The organism is Pseudomonas sp. JL3, from assembly GCF_031570575.1.
GTDB lineage: Bacteria > Pseudomonadota > Gammaproteobacteria > Pseudomonadales > Pseudomonadaceae > Aquipseudomonas > Aquipseudomonas cucumis.
The window spans coordinates 1-23,934 of sequence record NZ_JAKWJK010000032.1; the positions used below are offsets into that span (position 1 = coordinate 1).

The 23,934-nt window shown below is 59.1% G+C and carries 20 protein-coding genes and 1 pseudogene; 10 read left to right on the forward strand and 11 right to left on the reverse strand.

The genetic code is table 11. The features are described 5' to 3' along the window. From MMG91_RS28150 to yjiA, 3 genes are all read left to right on the forward strand, one after another. Positions 1 to 1,131: carbon starvation CstA family protein (locus tag MMG91_RS28150; protein ID WP_310661377.1), on the forward strand; the 1,131-nt coding region annotated here is incomplete at its 5' end. 14 nt (positions 1,132 to 1,145) lie between these two features. Beyond that, complete coding sequence (locus tag MMG91_RS28155; RefSeq protein ID WP_007895266.1) at positions 1,146 to 1,343, forward strand: YbdD/YjiX family protein; 198 nt, start codon at positions 1,146 to 1,148, stop codon at positions 1,341 to 1,343. 90 nt (positions 1,344 to 1,433) lie between these two features. After that, positions 1,434 to 2,405: a GTPase gene (yjiA, locus tag MMG91_RS28160; protein ID WP_310661378.1), complete on the forward strand. Its 972-nt coding sequence runs from the start codon at positions 1,434 to 1,436 to the stop codon at positions 2,403 to 2,405. A gap of 53 nt (positions 2,406 to 2,458) precedes the next feature. On the opposite strand, the gene MMG91_RS28165 is transcribed toward yjiA, so the two are convergent. The 3 genes from MMG91_RS28165 to MMG91_RS28175 are packed head-to-tail and all read right to left on the reverse strand — an operon-like array spanning position 2,459 to position 5,267. Next, positions 2,459 to 3,169, reverse strand: coding sequence for a GntR family transcriptional regulator (locus MMG91_RS28165; protein ID WP_310661379.1), 711 nt, complete (start codon positions 3,167 to 3,169; stop codon positions 2,459 to 2,461). Positions 3,170 to 3,195: 26 nt separating this feature from the next. Further along, on the reverse strand, positions 3,196 to 3,900 hold the full coding sequence (locus MMG91_RS28170; RefSeq protein ID WP_305446975.1) for a FadR/GntR family transcriptional regulator: 705 nt from the start codon (positions 3,898 to 3,900) through the stop codon (positions 3,196 to 3,198). Between the two features lie 53 nt (positions 3,901 to 3,953). Next, positions 3,954 to 5,267, reverse strand: a complete 1,314-nt coding sequence (locus MMG91_RS28175; RefSeq protein WP_310661380.1) for a C4-dicarboxylate transporter DctA — start codon at positions 5,265 to 5,267, stop codon at positions 3,954 to 3,956. Between MMG91_RS28175 and MMG91_RS28180 the strand changes: the two genes are divergently transcribed. Further along, positions 5,266 to 5,520: a hypothetical protein gene (locus MMG91_RS28180; RefSeq protein WP_305446973.1), complete on the forward strand. Its 255-nt coding sequence runs from the start codon at positions 5,266 to 5,268 to the stop codon at positions 5,518 to 5,520. The two genes, MMG91_RS28175 and MMG91_RS28180, sit on opposite strands and share 2 nt — an antisense overlap. A gap of 7 nt (positions 5,521 to 5,527) precedes the next feature. On the opposite strand, the gene glyA (MMG91_RS28185) is transcribed toward MMG91_RS28180, so the two are convergent. The 3 genes and pseudogenes from glyA (MMG91_RS28185) to MMG91_RS28195 all read right to left on the reverse strand — a co-directional run bounded on the left by glyA (MMG91_RS28185) (position 5,528) and on the right by MMG91_RS28195 (position 11,001). Next, the gene (gene glyA / locus MMG91_RS28185) at positions 5,528 to 6,727 is read right to left on the reverse strand and encodes a serine hydroxymethyltransferase (protein WP_310661381.1); all 1,200 of its coding nucleotides are present in this window, start codon (positions 6,725 to 6,727) and stop codon (positions 5,528 to 5,530) included. A gap of 50 nt (positions 6,728 to 6,777) precedes the next feature. After that, positions 6,778 to 6,906 (reverse strand): annotated as a pseudogene (gene glyA, locus MMG91_RS28190) (serine hydroxymethyltransferase); the annotation flags it as partial. A gap of 246 nt (positions 6,907 to 7,152) precedes the next feature. Continuing rightward, positions 7,153 to 11,001, reverse strand: a complete 3,849-nt coding sequence (locus MMG91_RS28195) for an EAL domain-containing protein (protein ID WP_310661382.1) — start codon at positions 10,999 to 11,001, stop codon at positions 7,153 to 7,155. Positions 11,002 to 11,287: 286 nt separating this feature from the next. Between MMG91_RS28195 and ettA the strand changes: the two genes are divergently transcribed. Continuing rightward, a complete protein-coding gene (gene ettA, locus MMG91_RS28200; RefSeq protein ID WP_123721386.1) occupies positions 11,288 to 12,952 on the forward strand; it encodes an energy-dependent translational throttle protein EttA in 1,665 nt (554 codons plus the stop codon). Positions 12,953 to 13,051: 99 nt separating this feature from the next. On the opposite strand, the gene MMG91_RS28205 is transcribed toward ettA, so the two are convergent. The 4 genes from MMG91_RS28205 to MMG91_RS28220 form a co-directional block, all read right to left on the reverse strand. Beyond that, the gene (locus tag MMG91_RS28205; RefSeq protein ID WP_310661383.1) at positions 13,052 to 13,546 is read right to left on the reverse strand and encodes a GreA/GreB family elongation factor; all 495 of its coding nucleotides are present in this window, start codon (positions 13,544 to 13,546) and stop codon (positions 13,052 to 13,054) included. A gap of 70 nt (positions 13,547 to 13,616) precedes the next feature. Beyond that, positions 13,617 to 13,973, reverse strand: a complete 357-nt coding sequence (locus tag MMG91_RS28210) for a hypothetical protein (RefSeq protein WP_305446969.1) — start codon at positions 13,971 to 13,973, stop codon at positions 13,617 to 13,619. 205 nt (positions 13,974 to 14,178) lie between these two features. After that, entirely contained in the window at positions 14,179 to 16,032 is a 1,854-nt protein-coding gene (locus tag MMG91_RS28215; protein ID WP_310661384.1) for a DUF4105 domain-containing protein, read from the reverse strand. A gap of 107 nt (positions 16,033 to 16,139) precedes the next feature. After that, entirely contained in the window at positions 16,140 to 16,628 is a 489-nt protein-coding gene (locus MMG91_RS28220; protein WP_007901840.1) for a DUF3015 domain-containing protein, read from the reverse strand. Positions 16,629 to 17,160: 532 nt separating this feature from the next. On the opposite strand from MMG91_RS28220, the gene MMG91_RS28225 reads away from it, so the two are divergent. Next, the gene (locus MMG91_RS28225) at positions 17,161 to 19,599 is read left to right on the forward strand and encodes a Lon protease family protein (RefSeq protein WP_305446967.1); all 2,439 of its coding nucleotides are present in this window, start codon (positions 17,161 to 17,163) and stop codon (positions 19,597 to 19,599) included. Between the two features lie 290 nt (positions 19,600 to 19,889). Further along, positions 19,890 to 20,231 (forward strand): hypothetical protein, encoded by a 342-nt coding sequence (locus MMG91_RS28230; protein WP_007901845.1) that lies wholly within the window; start codon positions 19,890 to 19,892, stop codon positions 20,229 to 20,231. A 5-nt stretch (positions 20,232 to 20,236) separates the two neighbouring features. Here MMG91_RS28230 and MMG91_RS28235 read toward each other — a convergent pair whose 3' ends face one another. After that, complete coding sequence (locus MMG91_RS28235) at positions 20,237 to 22,066, reverse strand: hypothetical protein (RefSeq protein ID WP_310661385.1); 1,830 nt, start codon at positions 22,064 to 22,066, stop codon at positions 20,237 to 20,239. A 160-nt stretch (positions 22,067 to 22,226) separates the two neighbouring features. On the opposite strand from MMG91_RS28235, the gene MMG91_RS28240 reads away from it, so the two are divergent. From MMG91_RS28240 to MMG91_RS28250, 3 genes are all read left to right on the forward strand, one after another. Continuing rightward, positions 22,227 to 22,715: a TIGR00645 family protein gene (locus tag MMG91_RS28240; RefSeq protein ID WP_007901849.1), complete on the forward strand. Its 489-nt coding sequence runs from the start codon at positions 22,227 to 22,229 to the stop codon at positions 22,713 to 22,715. A 122-nt stretch (positions 22,716 to 22,837) separates the two neighbouring features. Next, positions 22,838 to 23,134 (forward strand): DUF6482 family protein, encoded by a 297-nt coding sequence (locus tag MMG91_RS28245; RefSeq protein ID WP_310661386.1) that lies wholly within the window; start codon positions 22,838 to 22,840, stop codon positions 23,132 to 23,134. A 130-nt stretch (positions 23,135 to 23,264) separates the two neighbouring features. Beyond that, positions 23,265 to 23,882, forward strand: coding sequence for an FKBP-type peptidyl-prolyl cis-trans isomerase (locus MMG91_RS28250; protein WP_007901858.1), 618 nt, complete (start codon positions 23,265 to 23,267; stop codon positions 23,880 to 23,882). Positions 23,883 to 23,934: the final 52 nt, after the last annotated feature.

A 23,934-nucleotide genomic window follows, 5' to 3' on the forward strand; every position in this document is an offset into this window, starting at 1 on the left:
TTGACCCAGTTCATCGACGGCACCGGGCCGGTGTGGAAGGGCGGTCTGTTCCCGTTCCTGTTCATCACCATCGCCTGTGGCGCGGTGTCCGGTTTCCACGCGCTGATCTCCTCCGGCACCACGCCGAAACTGCTCGATAACGAGGTTAACGCTCGTTACATCGGTTACGGCGGCATGCTGATGGAGTCCTTCGTGGCGATCATGGCGATGGTTGCCGCTTCGGTGATCGAGCCAGGTGTGTACTTCGCCATGAACAGCCCGGCGGCGGTCGTCGGTGGTGACGTGGTGGCTGTGGCACAAGTCGTCAGTGGCTGGGGTTTCGCGATTACCCCGGAAGCCCTGCAAGCGGTGGCCAAGGACATCGGTGAAACCACCATCCTGGCCCGTGCCGGTGGTGCGCCGACCCTGGCGGTCGGTATTGCCCAGATCCTGCACAGTGTGCTGCCGGGTGAAAACACCATGGCGTTCTGGTACCACTTCGCGATCCTGTTCGAAGCGCTGTTCATCCTGACCGCGGTCGACGCTGGCACCCGTGCCGGGCGTTTCATGCTGCAGGATTTGCTCGGTTCCTTCGTTCCGGCGCTGAAACGCACCGAATCCTGGACCGCCAACCTGATCGCAACCGCCGGTTGCGTAGCGATGTGGGGTTACCTGCTGTATCAAGGCGTGATCGATCCGCTGGGTGGCATCAACACCTTGTGGCCACTGTTCGGCATCTCCAACCAGATGCTGGCGGGTATCGCGCTGATGCTGGCAACCGTCGTGCTGATCAAAATGAAACGCCAACGCTACATCTGGGTGACCATGCTGCCAGCGGTTTGGCTGCTGATCTGCACCACCACCGCAGGCTTCATCAAGCTGTTCGACGCCAACCCGGCAATCGGCTTCCTGTCGCTGGCGAAGAAATACAGCGATGCGTTGGCCAATGGGCAGATTCTGGCCCCGGCCAAGAGCATCGAGCAGATGCAGCATGTCATCTATAACGCTTACACCAACGCAACGCTGACGGCGCTGTTCCTGTTCGTGGTGTTCAGCATCCTGTTCTATGCGCTCAAGGTCGGCATTGCCGCCTGGGGTACCAAAGAACGCACGGATAAAGAATCGCCGTTCCAGGCTCAGCCGGACGCGTAATTGAGGAATGCACCATGTTCAATGACCTGAGTCGCCTCGGTAAATACCTCGGTCAGGCCGCGCGCCTGATGGTCGGCATGCCCGACTACGACAACTACGTCGAGCATATGCAAACCAAACACCCGGACAAACCGGTGATGAGCTATGAGATGTTCTTTCGCGAACGTCAGGAAGCCCGTTACGGTGGCAAGGGTGGACCGAAGTGCTGTTGATGCACACGGTTTAGGCAATACACCACTGTAGGAGCACGGCTTGCCGCACCGCTGTCTCCTACAGTTTTTTTGCGTCCGGGAGACCTTATCTTGTTAGCCCCAATCCCTGTCACGATCCTCAGCGGCTTTCTCGGCGCGGGAAAGACCACGCTGCTGCGCTATCTGCTCAAAGCCGAGCACGGCCTGAAAATCGCTGTGATCGAAAACGAATTCAGTGACGCCGGTATCGACACTCAATTGTTGGGCGACGAGCCGGTGCAAGTGATGACGCTGTCCAACGGCTGCGTCTGTTGCACCATCCACACCGATTTGACCAAAGCGTTGTACCTGCTGCTCGAACGCCTGGACAGCGGCGAAATCGCCTTCGATCGTCTGGTCATCGAATGCACCGGTCTGGCTGACCCTGCCCCTGTAGCGCAAACCTTCTTCATCGACGAAGAGCTGCGCGAGCGCTACATCCTCGATGGCATCATCACCCTGGTCGACGCCAAACATGCTGAACATCACCTGACCCAGACCATCGCCCAGGCGCAGATCGGCTTTGCCGACCGCTTGCTGGTGAGCAAACGGGATCTGGTGGACGAGCCGACCTTCACCGCCCTCAGCGAGCGCCTGACCCGCATCAACCGCCGTGCACCGATTCGCCTGGTCGAGCACGGCAAGATCGACCTGGCTGAATTGCTCGACGTGCGCGGCTTCAACCTCAATGCCGACCTCGGTGGTGGCGTGAGTCTGCGTCCTGTGAGCAAGGCACCGTCCATCGACCGTATCTCCAGTCTGGTGTTGCGCACTGACAAGCCCCTGGATATCGACAAACTCAGTGAGTTCATGAACGAACTGCTGGAAGAACATGGTAAGCAACTGCTGCGATACAAAGGTGTCTTGAACATCCTTGGCGAGCCGCGGCGCATGGTGTTTCAAGGCGTGTTGAAGTTGTATGGTTTCGACTGGGATACGGAATGGGCCGATGATGAAACACGCGAAAGCGTGATCGTGTTCATTGCCGATGATTTGCCGGAAGAGAAGATTCGCGAGGGATTTGCGCGGGTGGGGGCAGGTTGAAACGTCTGTAGGGTCAGTGTTGACGCTATCGCGGGCAAGCCCGCGATAGCGATTTAACCGGCAACACAACAACCCAGGTTGGGGATATCACCGGAATTCAGCAATATTCGCTCAAGATGATCCGAGTGCTGGCTCATTAACATGATCGCCTTTGCAGCATCCCTACGCTCTACCGCATCGACAATTGTCTGATGCTCCTGCCACGCGCAACAAATGCGCGTCTTCTCGCCAGATCGCGCAATCGCCAGCGAAGTTAGCGGCACTAGACTGCCAAGAAAATGCGCTAACGGTGCGTTCCCCGCCATTTCGGCCAGCTGCAGGTGAAATTCCCCTGACAATCGAATAGCCGGACCACGCGCCGTGCATTGGCGTTCGCTGTCGATCAAGGCGCGCAGGCGTTTCAAGTCTTGCGCACGAGGTTGCTGGCAGGCCAGTCGGACCAGCGTGATTTCGGTCAGCCGTCGGGCATGCAGCGTCTGCCGAATCTGCTCGGCATCGGGCGCGGCGACTCGGGGGCGATGATGGGGGCGAAGGACAATGATCTGCTGATGAGACAGCTGCGTCAGCACGCCACGAATATCACTGCGTCGAGCGCTGAACCTCTGCGCCAGGCTGTCTTCGGTAAAACGACTGGCTGCATGGATGCGCTGTTCGAGAATAGCGTCGAAGATCCGTGAATACAGATCATCCGCTGGCGGTTTCCCGGTGTCGGTTCGGGAGAAGGGCAGGGCAGTGAATATCTGTGGTGAGGCGAAGCTGTTCATGGCCTGTCTCCAGTTCGAAGAGGGGGTCAACTGCCGAGGTGGTCGTCCGGGATGTTCAATTCGATGCCCATCCGTTGGCCTTCCCGAAGGATGTGCCGGCGCATCTCGGCGCTGGCCTGGGCGCTGTTCTTGCTGCGGATTGCACGCACCACGGCTTCGTTTTCTTCAAGGCGTTCAGCCAGATGCTCCGGTGAATTGCGCAGCACGTCGGCGCTTTGCTTGAGGGCGTTGCTGGTCTGCTGCACCACGCTCTGGAAAATCGGGTTCGAGGTCAGGGCGAACAGCTCCTCATGGAACGCGATGTAGGCGTTCACGCCGGCTTCGCTGTCGTTGGCCTCAAGGGCTTCGCGCATGTCCATCAGGGTCAGGCGCAGTTGCCCGACTTCCTTGCTGCTGATGGACTGCGCCACCAGGCCGACAATGAACGGTTCGAGGGTGTAGCGCAGTTGCAGCACGTCTTCCAGGCTGGCCCCGGCTACCGCGCTGTCGTGGCTCTGGCTGTCGCTGAGACTGGCCTCCAGCACCACCACGCCTTTGCCCGGCATGGAGCGCACCAGCCCGAGGGTTTCCAGCACGATCACCGCTTCACGCAGGCTTGGGCGGCTGATGCCCAGTTGTTCGGCCAGTTCACGCTGGCCCGGCAACATTTCGCCGGAACGCCACTGACCACGGGCCAGAGCGGCCCGAAGTTTTTCTACCACTGAATTTACAACGGTTGACGAGGTAATCACTGTTCACTCCAGGTCGTGATGAAGGTGCCTGCCCGCGGGCAGGCACCGTTGTTTCAAAATTCCTGCTGATGGGCCGGAGCAACCGGTTTTCTCGGCTGGAAGGTATAACCCTGCTGGCCGGACAGCACCTTGTGTGCCCGTTGGATATCGATGTCTTTTTCCCAGCGGGCGATGGCTACGGTGGCGACGCAGTTGCCGATCAGGTTGGTCAACGCCCGGCCGATACCCATGAACCAGTCCACGGCCAATACAAGCACCAGGCCGACCACCGGAATCGCCGGGATCGCCGTCAGTGTCGCCGCGAGAATCACCAGCGCCGAGCCGGGAATCCCATGGGCACCTTTGGAGGTGATCAGCGACACCAGCAGAATCGTCAACAGGTCAGTCATGGCCAGCGGCGTACCGGTGGCATTGGCGATGAACACGATGGCCAGGGTCAGGTAAATCGAAAAACCATCAAGGTTGAACGAGTACCCGGTCGGAATCACCAGCCCGACCGTGGAGCTGCCGATGCCCAGATGCTCAAGCTTGCGCATGATTTGTGGCAGCACGGCGTCGGAAGAAGCGGTGCCCATGACAATCAGCAGTTCTTCGCGCAGGTACTTGAGCAACGGCCACATCTTCAGGCCCGAAAGGCGCATCACCAGGCCGAGAATCAGTGCCACGAAGGCCACGCAGGTCATGTAGAAAAGACCGACCAGACTACCCAAATGCTGCAACGAATCCAGGCCATATTTGCTGGTGGTGAAGGCGATGGCGCCGAATACGCCGATCGGCGCCAGGCGCACGATCATGCCCATGATGCGGAAGATCACATGGCTCAGTTCATTGATCAGCCGGGAAATACCCGACGCAGCTTCGCCCACCAGGTTCAGCGCACTGCCGAACAGCACCGAAAACAGCAGGACTTGCAGAATGTTGTTTTCCGCGAAGGCGCCGATCACCGAAGTCGGGATCAGATTCATCAGGAACTGGGTGGTGGTTTGCATGTGCTGACCGCGCTGGGCGATGTCGCCCATGTCGGCGGCGGAGAGCTGGTCCAGATGGATGTTCGCGCCGCTGCCGATCCCGGTACTGAAGGCGAGCACCAGACCAATCACCAGCGCGATGGTGGTCAGCACTTCAAAGTAGATCACCGACTTGAGGCCGATGCGTCCGACCTTCTTCAAGTCGCCGGCACCGCTGATGCCGCTGACCACCACGCAAAACACGATCAGGCCAATGAGCATCTTGATCAGTTTGATGAAACCGTCGCCCAGCGGTTTGAGTTGGGCGGAATATTCGGGAAGGGCCAGCCCGCAGACGATGCCGAGCACCAGTCCGAGAACCACTTGAAGAAAGATTGAACGCGAGCACCATCTGAGCATGGGAGGAGTCCTGGTCGGTGTCCTGGCTGCCGTGCGCCGGGCGCATCAGATTCAGGACTTAATTATTGTGGTCTTACCGGTATGTCCAGTGCAGGCGCAGTCTACGCTGGGTTTTTTCAGGATTACAAGTGGAAATAACAAAATTGGCATGACCGGTCTGACCGGATGGGCTGATCTCGTTGATCTGTATGTTTTATGGCAGACGAAAAAAAACCGGCCATCACTGGCCGGTTTTTTCATTGCTGCGGTTTAGCGGGCAATTAAGCGCCGTATACCGGCAGTTTCTTGCAGATAGCCTTGACCTTCTCACGAACGGCGTCGATCACCGCTTCGTTGGAAAGATCTGCCAGGATGTCGCAGATCCAGCCGGCCAGTTCTTTGCACTCTGCTTCCTTGAAGCCGCGAGTGGTCACAGCCGGAGTACCAAAACGCAGACCGGAGGTGACGAACGGGGAGCGTGGATCGTTCGGTACCGAGTTCTTGTTCACGGTGATGAACGCTTTGCCCAGTGCGGCGTCGGCGTCCTTACCGGAGATTTCCTGCTTGATCAGCGACAGCAGGAACAGGTGGTTCTGAGTACCGCCCGATACCACGTCGAAACCGCGCTCGATGAACACGCCGGCCATGGCCTGGGCGTTTTTCACCACTTGTTGCTGGTAGGCCTTGAACTCAGGCTGCAGCGCTTCCTTGAAGCAGATCGCCTTGGCAGCGATCACGTGTTCCAGCGGGCCGCCTTGGGCGCCCGGGAATACCGCGGAGTTCAGCTTCTTCTCGATGTCGGCGTTGGCGCGAGCCAGGATCAGGCCGCCACGTGGACCGCGCAGGGTCTTGTGCGTGGTGGTGGTCACGACGTCAGCGAATGGAACCGGGTTCGGGTAGACGCCAGCGGCGACCAGACCGGCCACGTGAGCCATGTCGACGAACAGGTAAGCGCCAACTTTGTCAGCGATAGCGCGAAAGCGTGGGAAGTCGAGGATCTGCGAGTAGGCAGAGAAACCGGCCACGATCATTTTCGGCTTGTGTTCAACCGCCAGACGCTCGACTTCGTCGTAGTCGATCAGGCCGTTGGCGTCGATGCCGTACTGAACAGCGTTGTACAGCTTGCCGGAGGACGAAACGCTGGCACCGTGGGTCAGGTGACCGCCGTGGGCCAGGCTCATGCCCAGGATGGTGTCGCCTGCTTGCAGCAGGGCCAGGTAAACGGCGCTGTTGGCTTGCGAACCGGCGTGCGGCTGAACGTTGGCGTAATCGGCGCCGAACAGCTCTTTGGCGCGGTCGATGGCCAGTTGTTCGACGATGTCGACGAACTCGCAACCGCCGTAGTAGCGCTTGCCCGGGTAACCTTCGGCGTACTTGTTGGTCAGTACCGAGCCTTGAGCTTCCATCACCGCAGGGCTGGTGTAGTTTTCCGAAGCGATCAGCTCAATGTGTTCTTCCTGGCGCTGAGCTTCTTGCTCCATGGCGGCAAAAAGGTCGGCGTCGAACTTGGCAATANGCCTTGAGCTTCCATCACCGCAGGGCTGGTGTAGTTTTCCGAAGCGATCAGCTCAATGTGTTCTTCCTGGCGCTGAGCTTCTTGCTCCATGGCGGCAAAAAGGTCGGCGTCGAACTTGGCAATAGTCAAATCACGGCTGAACATGGCGGTCCTCAAGGATCGGGGCAGAAAAGGGAGGCATTCTAACCCAACCGCTTTTAGATGGCATATGAAAGGACATCATGTCGCAGACAAGTGGGCTTCATGACGGGATCAGCGGTGATCGTGCGGCCCTCATCGCGGGCAAGCCCGCTCCCACAGGGATCTTCAGTGGTCAAAAATCTTGGGTTCACCCAAAAAACTGTGGGAGCGGGCTTGCCCGCGATGGGGCCGTCCGCAGCACTCTGAAACTCAGTCAAACATGAACAACGCATCATTACTGAACTGCGCCTCAAACCGACTCGCCGGCATGGGGCGTCCAAACAGATACCCCTGAACCTCATCGCAACCATGCTCACGCAGGAAGTCGAGCTGCTCGTGGGTTTCCACGCCCTCGGCGATCACCGCCAGATTGAGGCTGTGGGCCATGGCGATGATCGCCCGGGCAATTTGCGCATCCTGTTCACCCGAGGGCAGGCCATCGACGAAGGTGCGGTCGATTTTCAGCACGTCGATAGGGAATTGCTTGAGGTAGTTGAGCGATGAGTAGCCGGTGCCGAAGTCGTCGACCGCAATGCTCAGGCCGAGGTTTTTCAACCCGGCGAGAATCTGCATCGCCTCGCTGACTTCGCGCATCAGGATACTTTCGGTCAGCTCCAGCTCCAGGCACGCCGGCGGCAGGCCGGTTTCCTTGAGGATGGTGGCGATCCGCGTGCCCAGTTGCCCGTCGGAGAACTGCCGGGCCGAGATATTCACCGAGACTTTCGGCACCCGCACCTTGGCCTGATGCCAGGTCTTGAGCTGACGGCAGGCTTCGCTGATCACCCAGTCGCCGACATCCACCACCAACCCGAGCTCTTCGAGCACCGGAATGAAATCCCCCGGCGGCACCAGACCGCGTCGCGGGTGGCGCCAGCGCAGCAGGGCTTCGGCACCGGTCAGGCGTTTGCCGTCGCCACTGAATTGCGGCTGGTAGTACAGCACGAATTCGTTTTGCTCCAGGGCATGGCGCAAGTCGCTTTCCAGCTCCAGACGCTCCAGGGCGCTGGCGTTCATGTCGGCCTGATAGAACTGAAAGTTGTTCTTGCCGCGCTCCTTGGCGTGGTACATCGCGGTGTCGGCGTTCTTCATCAGCTGACTGAGTTCGCTGCCGTCCTGAGGGCTCAGGGCGATGCCGATACTGGCAGTGACAAAGAACTCGCGGCCTTCCAGCACGAACGGTCTCACCAGGCTGGCGAGGATCTGTTCGGCCACATGAATTGCCCGGTTCAGCGCGATCTCCCGGTTGACCCGCGGTTGCAGCAGCAAAGTGAACTCATCGCCGCCCATGCGCGCCACGGTGTCGTCATCGTCGACGCAACCGAGCAGGCGCGTGGCCATTTCCTTGAGCATGCGGTCGCCGGCGGCGTGGCCCAGGGAGTCGTTGATCGGCTTGAAACGGTCCAGATCGAGGAACATCAGCACCACCCAGGACTTCTGCCGCTCAGCCGATTGCAGCGCGGTGTGCAGGCGGTCCTGGAACAGTGTGCGGTTGGGCAGGTGCGTCAAGGCATCGTAATAGGCGAGGCGGTGAATCCGTTGCTCACTGGCCTTGCGCTCGCTGATATCGCTGAAGAAACACACGTAGCTGGCCAGATCGCCTTCATCGTCGAGCACCGCGGTAATCCCGACCCAGGCCGGGTAATGCTCGCCATTGCGTCGCTTGAGCCAGACTTCGCCTTCCCAGGTGCTGTGCTGATGCAATTGCTTGAGCACATAGCGCAGATGAGCTTCCTGCTGTTCATCGACAGTGAGCATGTTCGGCAGCTGATCGAGGACCTGGGCCACCGCATAGCCGCTGACGCGACTGAAAGCTTCGTTGGCCTGGACGATGTAGCCGGCCGGGTCAGTGATCAGAATCGCCGAGGTCGAGTGCTCGAATACCGTGGCCGCCATGCGCAAGTCTTTCTCGGCCCGGCGTTGCTGGCTGATGTCGCGACCGACCCCGAGCACGCCTTCGAAGGCGCCGTGTTCGTCCCAGACCAGTACCAGACGCAGCTCGATGGGGATCTTGCGTCCGTCGGCCCGCAGGCAGTCGAACAGAAACAGCTGGGTCTGCACCTGACTGCGCAGCAGCGCCAGTTGTTCGGGTTTATCCAGCGCTTTGCTGACCCGGTCCATCAGGCTGTAGATGCCGGTCAGTTGTTGCGGGTTGGCGATGGTCGATTGCCAGCCATTCTGGAATATCCAGTCGGCGTCGAAGCCCAGCACGGCTTGCACCGAGGGGCTGACGTAGTTGAGCGACATCTTGCTGTCGGTGGAGAAAATCACGTCACTGATGCTTTCGGCGAGCATCCGGTAACGCTGCTCGCTGTCGCGCAGGGACTCGCTGGCTTCGATCTGCTCGGTGATGTCCTTGGCCACGCCAATGATGCGCGTGACCTGATCGTGCTTGTCTCGCGCCAGGGCCTGTTCGCGAATATCGAAACGCCGCCATTTGCCATCGCGATGGCGGAAGCGCAGCTGGCATTGCATCAGTTGGGTGTAACCGGCGTGACGTTGGGACTGGCGTGATCGGTGGTAGTAGTCGGCATCCTCGGGGTTCAAGAGGATTTCCCAGAAATACTCGCCCATCTGGTGCAATTCGGTGCGGTTGTAACCCAGCGTTTGCCCCAGATGATGGTTGCTGAAGATCATCCGCTGGCTGATCACGTCCTGCACATACAGGTGATCCGGTACGGTGCGCACCACATCGGACCAGAACCCTTCACGCTCCAGCAGCGACAATTCGATGAGCTTGCGACTGGTGATGTCGCTGATGCTCAGGATCACCGCTTTATAGTCGGCCTGATCTTCCGGCAGGCGCAGCACCAGCCACAGGTGCTGATCACGGCCATTGGCATCCTGGAGCTTGATTTCCAGCTCAAGCTGTTTCTGCTGGTGGAGCACCGCCTCGAGCACTTGATTGCCGATGGCCGTGCAATTCAAGGGGCAGCCGTCGATCAGCAGTTTCCAGGCCTGCTCGCAGGAATCGACATTGAGCAGTTGCAGGGCGACCTGGTTGACCTCGGTGATACGCAGTTCCTGCAGCAGTTCCTGGCGTTGTTCCGGTGTCTCGAGCCAGGCCTTCAGCTGCCCGCTGCTGTTGAGTTGAGCATTGTCGAAAACACTTTTGAGCCCGGACAGGTCGAGCACGCACAGCGCAACGCCGGTACCTTCGAAAATGTCCTGATAGCGTCGGCGGCCTTCATGCAGTTGGCGTTGACGGCGCCGAATATTCAGCAGCGCAATGAACGGCAACAGGGAAAAGGCCAGGCCCAGCAGGCATTTGCCGATGAACGCCGGCAGCAGTTGTTCGAGCACCCGTTGGCGGTCGAACAGCCCGCGCAATTGCCAATCGCTGCTGCTCAGAGGGACTGTCAGCACGCTGTTGGCCAGTTCGTCGGCTGTCAGCATGGCCGGTTTGGCCGAGGGCTGGGCGTCATCGCGGCTGATGATCTGATGATTGATGCGGTTTTCCACCAGCCACAGGGGGCGAATGCCGACGTCGCCCTGTTTGGTCAGTGAGGAGAAAAATGTCGGTGTCAGACGCAGGGCCCAATAACCGCGGCTGCTGCCACTGGCCTGATGCAGGAGCAGGTGCACCACCGAACCGTCGTCGGCATTGCTGAAATAGTGGGCTTGGGCGCGGCTGCGTTGAACCAGTTCGCTCAGGTAATGGGCGTCGGGGCTGTCGGCGGCACTGTCGCTGAGGATTTTTCCGGAGGGACTGAGCAGCGCCAAGCTGCGCAGGTCGGGCAGCGACTGCTGCAGTTTGCGCAGCAACGCCTGCTGTTCGTCGGCGCTTTGCGGTTGTTCGATGATCGGTAGCAGATTAAGGGCGATCTGGGCATTGAGCGCCATGTTAAGGCTGACTTGCGCAGCCAGATCGGCGGAGTAGTCGATGGTGTACTGGCGCTGGTTTTTCTGGGTTTCGCGAAGCTGATCCAGCAGCTGCCAGAACAGCAGTGCGAGCAGCAACAGCACGAGGGTCGCCAGCGCGCCCTTCAAGGTACCGCGCAGGGGCGAGCCGGTCGCAGGATTGAGTGCGCTCACGGACGATGGCGGAGAGACATTAGACAAACTGTAATCCTGCGGTTTGGCTGGACTGGCGCGACGTGCACTATAAGCCGGACGCCCGAAGGGCGGCTAGCATGCCTTGAGTTGTGGCTAAGTGCCAGTCCCACTCGGCTGGACTGCCTCCTGTCAATAAGGTAGCTTTGCCGGTTACGCGGGAGCGTTCCAGCTCCTAGAATCAGGTTTTTTTCAGCGCGCACGCTTTGATACCCATCAAACGAACGACGCGCATGGCCTGGCCGGGCATCGCCTGCGCTCCAATCATTCATCAGTCACTGACCCAAGGTTCTCCATGGCTCAATACGTCTTCACCATGCATCGGCTGGGCAAAGTTGTTCCGCCGAAGCGGGAAATCCTGAAAAACATTTCGCTGTCGTTCTTCCCTGGCGCCAAAATCGGCGTACTCGGTCTCAACGGTTCGGGTAAATCCACGCTGCTGAAAATCATGGCTGGCGTCGATACCGAGTTCGACGGTGAAGCTCGTCCGATGCCGGACCTGAACATTGGCTACCTGCCGCAAGAACCGATCCTGGACCCGACCAAGACCGTTCGTGAAGTGGTCGAGGAAGCGGTCAGCGTGATCAAGGACGCTCAGGCGCGCCTGGACGAGGTTTACGCGGCCTACGCAGAACCGGATGCAGACTTTGACAAACTGGCCGCTGAACAGGCCAAGCTTGAATCCATCCTGCAAGCCAGTGACGGTCACAACCTGGATCGCCAACTGGAAGTCGCCGCCGATGCGCTGCGTCTGCCAGCGTGGGATGCCAAGGTCGAATTCCTGTCCGGTGGTGAAAAGCGTCGTGTGGCCCTGTGCCGCCTGCTGTTGTCCGCACCGGACATGCTGCTGCTCGACGAACCGACCAACCACCTGGACGCCGATTCCGTCGCCTGGCTGGAGCACTTCCTGCACGATTTCCCGGGCACCGTGGTTGCGATCACGCACGACCGTTACTTCCTGGACAACGTCGCCGGCTGGATCCTCGAGCTCGACCGCGGCGCCGGTATCCCATACGAGGGCAACTATTCGGGTTGGCTCGAAGCCAAGTCCGATCGTCTGGCGGCCGAATCCAAGCAGCAATCGGCTCACGAAAAGGCCATGAAGGAAGAGCTGGAGTGGGTGCGCAAAGGCGCCAAGGCCCGCCAGTCCAAATCCAAGGCTCGTCTGCAACGCTTCGAAGAAATGCAATCGCAGGAATTCCAGAAGCGCAGCGAAACCAACGAGATCTACATCCCGGCCGGTCCGCGCCTGGGCGACAAGGTCATTGAGTTCAAGAACGTATCGAAGGGCTACGGCGATCGCGTGCTGATCGACAACCTGTCGTTCTCCATGCCTAAGGGCGCCATCGTTGGCGTGATCGGTGGTAACGGTGCCGGTAAATCGACCCTGTTCCGCATGCTGATGGGCAAGGAAACACCGGATTCGGGCAGCATCGAAGTCGGCGAAACCGTGCAACTGGCGTGCGTCGATCAGAGCCGTGAAGACCTGGATGGCAGCAAGACTGTGTTCCAGCAGATCTCCGACGGTTCCGATCAGATTCGCATCGGCAACTACGAGATCCCGTCGCGCACCTACGTTGGTCGCTTCAACTTCAAGGGTGGCGATCAGCAGAAATTCGTCAAGGACCTGTCCGGTGGTGAGCGTGGTCGCTTGCACCTGGCCCTGACCCTGAAAGAGGGCGGCAACGTCTTGCTGCTCGACGAACCGTCCAACGACCTCGACGTTGAAACCCTGCGCTCCCTGGAAGAAGCCTTGCTGGACTTCCCGGGCGCCGCCATTGTGATCTCTCACGATCGGTGGTTCCTTGACCGCGTCGCGACTCACATCCTGGCGTACGAAGACGACTCGCAAGCGGTGTTCTTCGAAGGTAACTACACCGAGTACGAAGCCGATCGCAAGAAGCGCCTCGGCGAAGCGGCTTCCCAGCCGCACCGCGTACGGCACAAGAAACTGGCCTGATTTCAGGTTGGTGGCATAAAAAAAACGGAGCCTTCGGGGCTCCGTTTTTTTATGGGTATTCAGTAAGACCGAGGCTTGCCCGCGAAGACGGTCTGAAGGTCACCCCGCCTCGATGGCCAACACCTCAATCACCAAATCCCCCGCCGGTCGTTTCCAGAGCACTTCATCGCCCACCTGCGTCCCAAGCAACGCCCGCCCCAGCGGCGAGCTCCAATTGATCAAGCCATGGGCGGCATCCGCCTGGTCTTCTCCGACCAATTGCACGCGCTGCTCATGACCGTGCTCGTCGGCAAAGGTCACCCAGTTGCCGATCTGCACTTTATCGACCGAGGAGGCCTGCGCGACCACTTGGGCGCTTTGCAGGCGCTGCTTGAAGTAGCGCCAGTCGCGATCGAGATCGGCCTGGCGCTGTTTATCGGCCAGGTCGCCTTTGGCGCTTTCCTGATCAAGCAGACTTTGCAGCTCGGCGACTTTTGTCTGAAGCTGCGCAAGACCGGCTGGCGTGACGTAATTGGGCTGCGCGCTGACCTGCCGTTCGACTGGCTGATCGGTTTGCGCAGCAGCGTTATCTTCATTGACGAAGGCGCGACTCATGCTGTTCTCCCGTTATAGGGTTTGGGCCATGGTCGCAGGCTTTAAGTTTCGACGAATGTCTGTAAACGACTTATTGCGAGCGATAGGCTCGCGCGGCGTCCCTGTCTTTCTGTTGTTGCCAGGCCCGTTCGCGCTCGTCCCAATGGCGGTCCTTATACTCGTTACGATCCTCGTTTTCACGCATGGCCTGGCACTGACGGAAGCCATCGGTCCAGCCTTCGGCGTATTGCTTGTCCTTGAGGTAACGCGGGACATTCTTGCGAAACTCGCCGGTGATCGCCCCGGCGGCCTGCCGGCCACTGCTGCAACCGTCATCGAAGCCGTCGGCGAATGCCGGCGGATAACCCTTGGCGATCAGGTCCTCGTGGGTCGACTGGCACCCCGTGATCAATACCAACAACCCCACCACACCCACGCAACGCCACATCTCGGACTCCTGGACCGTTCAACGGCCTATAAGGGAAGTCTAGAAGCGGATTTGTCGAGTGTATGTGAAAGGCTTGTGATTAATCTGTCGGGTAGCGCAGAGCCCTTGTGGGAGCGAACCTGCTCGCGATGGCGGTGGAACAGGCAGCATGGATGTTGAGTGGGATAGCCTCATCGCGAGCAGGCTCGCTCCCACAGGGGGCAGATCAATAGTGATACCACTTCACCTCAAGCATCACTTCGTTTTCGGGCGAAGCCAGGTGGCTGAATTCGCGCTGGGCGCTGAGGCGCACGCCCAGATTGCGCGACAGTTCCCACTGCTGGTTCAGGCTCACGCTGCGGCGCACTTCGCCGTTGGTGAAGTAATCGCCCTTGGCTTCCAGGCTGAAGTTACCCAGCGGGTTTTTCCATAGCAGGCCGCTGTTGAAGCCCGCAGCCGGGGCGATGAAGCCCGCGAAGTCGTTGTTATGCTCGACACGCACGGTGCCCAAGGCGAAACCGAGCATGTCGTCACCCAGTTGCCAGGTCCCGCCGCCACCGCCATTGACATGGCTGACCAGGGTTTCGTCATCATGCTTGCCCGGCACGCGCTCCAGGCCGCCGGTGACTTGCCACGACAGAGGTTGCAACAACTCATTGCGAGGCGTCAGTGAGCGGATGGTCGCCAGGTCCAGTTGCTGCAACTGCCAGTCATTGCCTTCGTATTGGCGCAGCTTCATTTGCAGAATTTCGATCTGCGCACCGAGGGGGAAGCTTTCCATGTTGTCATTGAGGTCGTGATAGGCCATGCGCAGGCCATATTCGCCAAAGGCCTTGTCGCCCCGGGTGCCGATGCCGGCCTGCCAGGTGCGGGATTCGTGACCGTCCTCGGGCAAGCCGGGTTGCGGAATTTCCAGCTCCGGGGGCGGGTTTTGATTGATTGCGCGCAGCAATTCGAAACTGCGTTGGGCCCGTTGCGGATCGCGCTCCTGACCATTGGCGCGATAACGCTCCAGACGATAAGCCGCATCAATGATCAACGCCTGACGGTCGCGAGGTTGAGCCTTGAACGCCGGGGTCTGCAATTGCTTCTGATCGGCGCTGACTTTCAGCACCCACTCCTGCTCTTCGGAGGTTAATGGCTCGGCACGGCTTAGCAGTTCACGCTCACGGGACGGGCGATACTCGATCGACTCCACCAGCCCGGCTTCTTTCACCGCTTTGACCGTGTCGGTTGGGATTGCGGTCAAGGGGAATTGCTCGGTCAACTGCAGGCTCGGCCGTGCCACTTGCAGCAGTTCAAGCAGGCGGTAGGAGCAGTTTTCGTCGAAGAAGAAGTAGTCGAACTGGATCTGCTTGAGCTCCCAGACGTGTTCGACCATGCGCTCGGTTTCCTGCTGGGTCAGGTTCAGGCGGTATTCCCACAGGTCGCGGTTCTCGAGGCTGCGGTATTCCGAGAGTTTTTCCTGATATGGCACCAGCGCAAACAGCCCGGGATAACCGCCCATCAAGCCTTTCCAGGCGTACAGAATGCTGTTGTCCGAACCTTCGATGTAGGCGCCGAAGTTGATCGCGTAGCTGAGCAGCGACGTCTTGTCGCTCTGCACATTGGCCTGATCGATGCGCAGCAAGGTGTGGCCAAACATCGACGATGGGCTGTTCAGGTAGGCCGCCGGGAAAATCATCACCGCGCTGTGGGGCGCAACATCCTTGAACCATTGCTTGAACTCGGCACAGTCCGGCGTCGGCAGGTCGCTCAGCGCAAGTTGCGCCTTGAGCCAGCGGGTGCGGGCCGGGTAAACGCATTGGGCATGCTGCTCACCGGCACTGGCCGGGGCATACAGCGCCTGCACGGTCGCCGCCAGTTCACGGTCGGGGTGTTCGTTGCCATCGGGGGCGAGAAAGAATTTCTTGTCGCTGACATAGCTGCGCCAGCCACCGAGCTTGGCGGCTTCGTAATGACCCAGGGAAATCCAGAAGGGGTCGTTGGCCAGTTGCTGCAAACGTTGATTGTCGATGTGTGGCGCGGCAAACAATGGGGCGCAGACACAGAGCGCCAGCCAGGCAAGGCGTTTGAGCATAGTGGGCAACTTAGCTTTTCGAAAAAAAGAGATCGGGGAAAAGACCCAAAGCACGACAGGTCAAAAAAATAAAACCCGCTCCCCAAAAGGAGCGGGATGGATCGAGCTTAAGCTTGAGTGGCGTACTTGGCCAGACGAGGATCGCTTTTCAGCACGGCCAGGGTGTTGGTATGCACGTCATCAGCGGTCACGTCAGCTTTGCTGAAGATCTGCTGGAAGTGCTGATGAGTCACAGCGGCGAAGTGCGCACGGTCTTCCGGTGCCACGCCCAGTACCACGGCGTAAGTGGTCAGCGCTTCGCCCTGACCTTTAGCCATGTCTTCGGACAGCTCGTTCATCATGCCATTCATGGCGATCCAGGATTTGCCGCCATAGGTCAGCGAGGCATTGGTCGAGCAACCGTTGGTACCAGAGGTCATACCGAACGTTGCGTTACCGGAAGTGCCGTTGGTGGTGGATGCCAGGAAGTGTGCCGGGGTGCCACGCTGACCTTCGAACAGCATGTTGCCCCAACCACAGTCCGGACCGCCTGGCGCCTGAGCCATGGCGTTGATGGATACAGCGGTGAAGAGAGTACCGAGAAGAATCCGTTTCATAGCTATGTTCTCTTTGTGTGCATACCAATGGACAGGGTGCTGGCCCCTAATGGTGCCAGTGGGCCGGTTACAGGGGGCGTTCTCAATTGGTTTCCCCACCGCGTTGTTGCCTTAAAGCGGGCCAGGCAAGGCGCAGGCCGCTGGGATTGGTTGTTCCCTTTCCAAGGCCTGCAACGCAGTCTGGCCTGCGTTAAGGCACAACCCGAAGGGCCGGGCCTGCTGTTGTGCTGGGCTGCGTTGCTCCAAGCTTATTTGGAATGACCAAACCACGCTTCTCGCGCCTTGCCCTGCACAACAGCAGACCCGGCGCGGCGGGGAAACCAATTGAGAACGCCCCCTAGTTCCAGCCGCGCAGTTTGGAGTTTAGGCACGTTCCAGGGGTTCCGTTACTTTTTGCGAAACATTCGTTGAAAACCTTGATTTTGAGCTGCTCGGCCCGGGGTTGGCACTTTGTCTAAGCGCGTGCCTTGCCAGTGAGGTACAGGCAGCGCCAGAATGCCGCTATCTGCCCCGCCTGATGTAAGGAAGCCCGATGCCTGATCCTGTTGCTGCCAGCTTGCGTCTAGCGCCTGAAGCGCTGACCCGTCCGTTTTCCGCTGAACAGTTCAGCTTCTCTACCACCAATGATCTGGAGCCCTTCCGCGGTGTGCTTGGCCAGGAACGTGCGGTCGAAGCCTTGCAGTTCGGTGTGGCCATGCCACGCCCCGGTTACAACGTATTCGTCATGGGCGAGCCCGGCACCGGCCGGTTTTCGTTCGTCAAACGCTATCTCAAGGCCGAAGGCAAACGCCTGCAGACCCCGGCGGATTGGGTCTATGTCAATAATTTCGATGAACCGCGCGAGCCTCGCGCCCTGGAATTACCTTCGGGCACCGCTGGTGCTTTCATCGGTGACATCAACGGTTTGATCGACAATCTGCTGGCGACCTTTCCGGCGGTGTTCGAGCACCCGTCCTATCAGCAGAAGAAAAGCGCCATCGACCGGGCTTTCAATCAGCGTTATGACCGTGCACTGGATGTGATCGAGCGTCTGGCGCTGGAGAAAGAGGTCGCGCTCTACCGCGACAGCAGCAACATCGCCTTCACCCCGATGAGCGAAGGCAAGGCGCTGGATGAGGCGGAATTCGCCCAGTTGCCGGAAGCCGAGCGCGAACGTTTTCATGACGATATTTCCGGGCTGGAAGAGCGGCTGAACGAAGAGCTTGCCAGCCTGCCGCAATGGAAGCGTGAGTCGAGCAATCAACTGCGTCAGCTCAACGAAGAAACCATCACCCTGGCCTTGCAGCCATTGCTCGCGCCGCTGTCGGAAAAGTACGCGGAAAACGCAGGGGTTTGCGGTTACCTGCAAGCAATGCAGGTGTACCTGCTCAAAACAGTGGTCGAGCAACTGGTGGACGACAGCAAGACCGACGCCATCGCCCGCAAATTGCTTGAAGAGCAATACGCCCCGAGCCTGGTGGTCGGGCATCCGCACAGCGGCGGTGCGCCAGTGGTGTTCGAGCCGCACCCGACCTACGACAATCTGTTTGGCCGTATTGAATACAGCACCGATCAGGGGGCGCTTTACACCACCTATCGGCAGCTGCGACCGGGTGCGCTGCACCGGGCCAATGGCGGTTTCCTGATTCTCGAAGCGGAAAAAATGCTCAGCGAGCCTTTTGTCTGGGATGCACTCAAACGCGCCCTGCAATCGCGCAAGCTGAAAATGGAATCGCCTCTGGGTGAGTTGGGCCGTCTGGCCACCGTGACGCTGACACCGCAACACATTCCGTTGCAGGTCAAAGTCGTCATCATCGGCGCCCGGCAGCTCTACTACACGCTGCAAGACCTCGATCCGGACTTCCAGGAGATGTTCCGTGTCCTGGTAGATTTCGATGAAGACATTCCGATGGTCGATGAGAGCCTGGAGCAGTTCGCTCAGTTGCTCAAAACCCGTACCTCGGAAGAAGGCATGGCGCCGCTGACCGCCGATGCGGTGGCGCGTCTGGCGACTTACAGCGCGCGTCTGGCCGAGCACCAGGGGCGTTTGTCGGCGCGGATCGGCGATCTGTTCCAACTGGTGAGCGAGGCGGATTTCATTCGCGACCTGGCGGGTGACGACATGACCGACGCCGGGCACATCGAGCGTGCGCTCAAAGCCAAGGCGACCCGTACCGGGCGCGTTTCGGCGCGGATTCTCGATGACATGCTGGCGGGGATCATTCTGATCGACACCGATGGCGCGGCCGTTGGCAAGTGCAACGGGCTGACGGTGCTGGAAGTCGGTGATTCAGCCTTCGGGGTACCGGCGCGGATTTCCGCTACGGTTTATCCGGGCGGCAGCGGCATCGTCGACATCGAGCGCGAGGTCAACCTCGGCCAGCCGATTCACTCCAAGGGCGTGATGATCCTCACCGGGTATCTGGGCAGCCGTTATGCCCAGGAATTCCCGCTGGCGATTTCCGCTAGCATCGCCCTGGAGCAGTCCTACGGTTATGTCGACGGCGACAGCGCGTCCCTGGGTGAAGCTTGTACGCTGATCTCGGCCTTGTCGAAAACCCCGCTCAAGCAGTGCTTTGCGATTACCGGTTCGATCAACCAGTTCGGTGAAGTGCAGGCGGTGGGTGGGGTCAACGAGAAGATCGAAGGTTTCTTCCGACTCTGCGAAGCCCGTGGCCTGACCGGTGAGCAAGGGGCGATCATTCCTCACGCCAACGTCGCCACGCTGATGCTCGACGAGAAGGTGCTGGCGGCGGTGCGGGCGGGGCAGTTCCATGTCTACGCAGTGCGACAGGCCGACGAAGCCCTGAGCCTGTTGGTCGGCGAGCCGGCCGGTGCGCCGAATGAGAATGGCGAATTCCCTGAAGGCAGCATCAATGCACGGGTGGTGGAACGCTTGCGGGTGATCGCGGAAATGATCAGCGAGGAAGACCTCAAGGAAGCCGAAAAGGAGATGGCGCAGGAAGCCATGCTGGAAATCAAACCGGCTTGATGTGAAGCAAAAGATCGCAGCCTTCGGCAGCTCCTGCAGGGAAAACGCGTTCGGCGTAGGCGTTGCCGCAGGCTGCGATTTTTTCAGCTAGCCTCAATCCGTGGGGTCAGGGTTTCGCCACAATTCTGGCGTCAATATTCACGCAGTGACCACTCGGCACCTTCTGGTCTCGGTTCGCGTGCGAACCAGACTTTTCTTCTATTATCTGCTCAAGGATATCGACAGTAATCACTGGATCGAGACAGCCTTCCCGTGGAGGCTGAAGACCGGATCTACCGAGGGTCGCCGCCATGTCGCGCAACCTCTGCCTCACCCGTCAATGCCTGGGCCTTGTGACCCGTATCGAATGTGCTATCCGCCCGCTGGCGGGAGATACGGGCATGTGGACCTTGCTCTTCGCCGCCGGAATGGCCGGCGAGCAACCTTCTGCCATCAAGGCCCAAGGCCCGTTCCGTGGGCCGGTCGTGGCTGAATCGATCCTCGACACCATCGTTGAAAGTCTGACCTTGCATGGCTATGAGCTGGCCGACGACCCGCAAATCTGGTGTCTGCATCTGCAAGCCCAGTTGCGAGAGATCAATGGTGGTCGTTACCGCAACCTTAGCGGTCCCGAGTTTCGGCCCGAGCACTGAACAGACTATTGATCAAGGTTGCCTGGCTCAGCCTTGTCGAGTTTGACCTCAAACCCATATTGCACGGTGGTGAGGTTGGTTCGCTGATAAGTTTCCAGACGTGTGGGCTGGCCATAGAGGTAATGCACTGCAAATAACGCCGGGCCTTGCGCGCTGGCGTCGTGAATGACCGAAAGAATCTCCTTCAAATAGTTGCCGCTGTCGTCCTTGGCGAAAAAGCGCCAGTCCTGGGCGGGAAACAGCTTCAGATCAACCACCAACGCATTCCCTTTGAACTCCAGGCCTTTGGGCAGTTGGCGGGCGTCGTACGTTTGCTGGTCGATAGTCGCCAGGAAGTGCGGCATGGAACCCACAACGTAGGCAGGGGTTTCTGGAAACAGGTTCAGATCATAGGTGATGTCGCCGCGTAACGGATCGACCTGATACGCCTCCGGCGGCAGCTCGATCGGCCCATCGCGCTGGCCATTGCGGTCTTGGGTAAAGAACGTCACCGGGCTTTCACCGGGATTGAAGGAGGTTCCGAGCAGCTCGTCATTGAAGCTTCTGGGATGATTGAATTCGATGCGCGCGGCACTCGGGTCATCCACCGACTGACTGATGCTGATGCTCTTTTTCAGTTGCTCCTCGCTCAACGTTGCGCCCTTGAGCCAAATCGCAGCCTGGTCGTCATACACCACCACCGGCAAGGTCAGTGGCTGGATGGTTTTTTCCGTGGTGTGCGGGTCGAAGCGGCGTATTGGCAGGTCCAGTTCCTTGCGGGTCACCGTGACCGCCGAGAAGTCCAGCAGGCTGACTTCGACGGTGTCGATCGGCCCGTTGAAGTACACCTTGGTGTAATGCCGGGTTTGTTGCTTTTCGAACGCGCGCTGCTCGTCATCAAGCTGTTTTTCGAACGCTTCGCTCCAGGCCTTCTGTTGTTGCATTTTCGCCAATTGTTTTTGATAAAACTCAATTTGCGCGGCGGTTTCGTTGATTGCGCCTGAGCGCGAGAGGAATTGCCCGGTGGCGTCCCTGGCCTGAACGATCAGTGGGTTGAGTGATATCTCCCGTACCTCGGGGGCCAACGGCGCGCTGTTACTGAATTCGATTTCGGCGTAGTTATTGGCCAGTTTCAATAAGGTGACACTGAGATTGTCGTTAGTGCGAGTCTGGCCGACGTCCTTTTTCGTCAGATCGAAGCTGTAGAGCCGGCGCGGGGCGATGACTTCCACCTTGCCTTGCAGGCTCACCGGTTGTGGTTGGTTCTTCTTGTCCACATCCAGGCCTTCGATAAAGGGATAGGTCACCGTCAAATCATCGGGGTTGGTCAGGTTGGAGCTCGAGGGGCTCAGCTGAATGCCGGGATCGGTTTCCGACCATTCCGGCTGGAAGGCGATGACGCGCTTGTTGCTCAGGGTCACTGATTGCCATTCCAGGCCATGAGGAAACACAAACGCGCCCGGAATGTTGAAGTTGAAGGGGAATACTGGCTGCAGGTCGGTCAGGTAATCCGAGCTGGACTCCTTGTGCAGCACGAACAGACCGTTGATGTAGGTGTCGACCAGCGCCTGGGGCGTGGGGTAGTGCTTGAGCACGGCGAGGGCGTCTTCCCCGTATTCGGTGACCACCGGTTTGGTGTCGAGCTTGAGTTGCGCGCGCTCGAGTAACAACAGCGAACCGCCGAGTTCGGCCACGGCATCCTTGAGTTTGGGGTCCTCGATCGTTTCCAGGGATTGTTCGAACTGTGCGATTTTTTCTTCGAGGCTGACCTGACGTTTCTCATCGCTGGGTGAACAACCTCCGAGCAGCAACGTGAGGCAAAGTCCGGCACTCGTTAACGGCAATCGCACATCCATTTCCAGTCTTCCTGTCCGACGTCGCTGACCTGTCAATCATCTGGACACTAGCAGAAAAACTTTGTCACACACACGCAGGTTGCGGATTTTCAGACGGTTTCTGGGTGTAACAGGTGGCTGTTATACTCGCCGCCATTTCCAGCCCCTTGTGTGAGATTCAATGGAACGCTTTATCGAAAATGCAATGTACGCCTCCCGCTGGTTACTGGCGCCGATCTACTTCGGTTTGTCCCTGGGCTTGCTGGCGTTGGCACTGAAATTCTTCCAGGAAGTCTTCCACGTCATCCCTAACGTGTTCTCGATGGCCGAGTCGGATCTGATTCTGGTACTGCTGTCGCTGATCGACATGGCGCTGGTGGGCGGTTTGCTGGTGATGGTGATGATTTCCGGCTACGAGAACTTCGTTTCTCAACTGGATATCGACGACAGCAAGGAAAAGCTCAACTGGCTGGGCACCATGGACTCGTCTTCGTTGAAGATGAAGGTCGCAGCGTCCATCGTGGCGATTTCGTCCATCCACCTGCTACGGATCTTCATGGACGCCAAGAACGTCGATCCCGAGCATTTGAAGTGGTACGTGGTCATCCACATGACCTTCGTGGTGTCGGCGTTTGCCATGGGCTATCTGGACAAGCTGACCAAGCACTGATCTGCACAATCCCTGTAGGAGCGGTGTGAAACAGACGGGCGGTGTCGTGGGTGGCTTGTGCTTTGGCGCGTCGAGGCATATCCATGTAAGGATCCTGGCTCGCCACTGCCTGAGGTGCGCACATGAACCTGCAAGAGTTGAATGCGTATGCCGTCGCCGGAAAAGTCGATGAATTGAACCTGATTTCGATGGAGGGGGTGTTCTACGTGCTGGAGGCGCGGATCAGTGGCGCGGCGCATCCATTGCGCGATGCCCATGGCGAGGTATTGCATCTGCGCTCGGTGGAGCATGCGCGTGAGGTGCTTCATGCCTTTCCCAAGTTGTCGTTCAACATTGTGCATACCTCGGTTCAAGACGAAATGTGTGGAGCCAGCACCGAGGAAAGCCTGAAAGTACCGATCACCTTCCGCTCTGTGTAACAGCGGCTGACGCCGCTCATCGTGACGGCATCTGTGCTAGTCTGCTCGCCCTTTTGATTCCGGGCGCGTTCCGGGACGCGCTGTGCACGCACGGCAAGTTCCAGGGCCGTCCGCACAGCGGAGCAGTGTCATGTCCGAAGTAAACCTGTCCACCGACGAAACCCGCGTCAGCTACGGCATTGGCCGTCAGTTGGGCGACCAACTGCGTGACAACCCGCCACCGGGCGTTAGCCTGGACGCGATCCTGGCTGGTCTGACTGACGCGTTCGCCGGCAAGCCAAGCCGTGTGGGTCAGGAAGAAATGTCCGCCAGCTTCAAGGTGATCCGCGAAATCATGCAAGCCGAAGCTGCAGCCAAGGCTGAAGCTGCTGCTGGCGAAGGCCTGGCTTTCCTGGCTGAAAACGCCAAGCGCGAAGGCATCACCACGCTGGCTTCCGGCTTGCAATTCGAAGTGCTGACTCAAGGTGAAGGCGCCAAGCCGACCCGTGAAGATCAGGTGCGCACTCACTACCACGGCACTCTGATCGACGGCACTGTGTTCGACAGCTCCTACGATCGTGGTCAGCCTGCAGAATTCCCAGTTGGCGGCGTCATCGCTGGCTGGACCGAAGCCCTGCAACTGATGAACGCCGGCAGCAAATGGCGTCTGTACGTGCCGAGCGAACTGGCTTACGGCGCTCAAGGCGTTGGCAGCATTCCGCCGCACAGCGTACTGGTATTCGACGTCGAACTGCTCGACGTTCTGTAATCCCTGTAACTCTGTAATTGAATGGACTCGCCCACGCCGAGGCGTCTATGCG

Coding starts and splice junctions, on each gene's coding strand:
- MMG91_RS28155 (WP_007895266.1), top strand. CDS start 1,146: ATGTTCAATGACCTGAGTCGCCTCGGTAAATACCTCGGTCAGGCCGCG.
- MMG91_RS28165 (WP_310661379.1), bottom strand. CDS start 3,169: ATGAACAGCTTCGCCTCACCACAGATATTCACTGCCCTGCCCTTCTCC.
- MMG91_RS28180 (WP_305446973.1), top strand. CDS start 5,266: ATGGGAGGAGTCCTGGTCGGTGTCCTGGCTGCCGTGCGCCGGGCGCAT.
- MMG91_RS28175 (WP_310661380.1), bottom strand. CDS start 5,267: ATGCTCAGATGGTGCTCGCGTTCAATCTTTCTTCAAGTGGTTCTCGGA.
- glyA (WP_310661381.1), bottom strand. CDS start 6,727: ATGGAGCAAGAAGCTCAGCGCCAGGAAGAACACATTGAGCTGATCGCT.
- ettA (WP_123721386.1), top strand. CDS start 11,288: ATGGCTCAATACGTCTTCACCATGCATCGGCTGGGCAAAGTTGTTCCG.
- MMG91_RS28205 (WP_310661383.1), bottom strand. CDS start 13,546: ATGAGTCGCGCCTTCGTCAATGAAGATAACGCTGCTGCGCAAACCGAT.
- MMG91_RS28210 (WP_305446969.1), bottom strand. CDS start 13,973: ATGTGGCGTTGCGTGGGTGTGGTGGGGTTGTTGGTATTGATCACGGGG.
- MMG91_RS28215 (WP_310661384.1), bottom strand. CDS start 16,032: ATGCTCAAACGCCTTGCCTGGCTGGCGCTCTGTGTCTGCGCCCCATTG.
- MMG91_RS28220 (WP_007901840.1), bottom strand. CDS start 16,628: ATGAAACGGATTCTTCTCGGTACTCTCTTCACCGCTGTATCCATCAAC.
- MMG91_RS28225 (WP_305446967.1), top strand. CDS start 17,161: ATGCCTGATCCTGTTGCTGCCAGCTTGCGTCTAGCGCCTGAAGCGCTG.
- MMG91_RS28230 (WP_007901845.1), top strand. CDS start 19,890: ATGTCGCGCAACCTCTGCCTCACCCGTCAATGCCTGGGCCTTGTGACC.
- MMG91_RS28235 (WP_310661385.1), bottom strand. CDS start 22,066: ATGGATGTGCGATTGCCGTTAACGAGTGCCGGACTTTGCCTCACGTTG.
- MMG91_RS28240 (WP_007901849.1), top strand. CDS start 22,227: ATGGAACGCTTTATCGAAAATGCAATGTACGCCTCCCGCTGGTTACTG.
- MMG91_RS28245 (WP_310661386.1), top strand. CDS start 22,838: ATGAACCTGCAAGAGTTGAATGCGTATGCCGTCGCCGGAAAAGTCGAT.
- MMG91_RS28250 (WP_007901858.1), top strand. CDS start 23,265: ATGTCCGAAGTAAACCTGTCCACCGACGAAACCCGCGTCAGCTACGGC.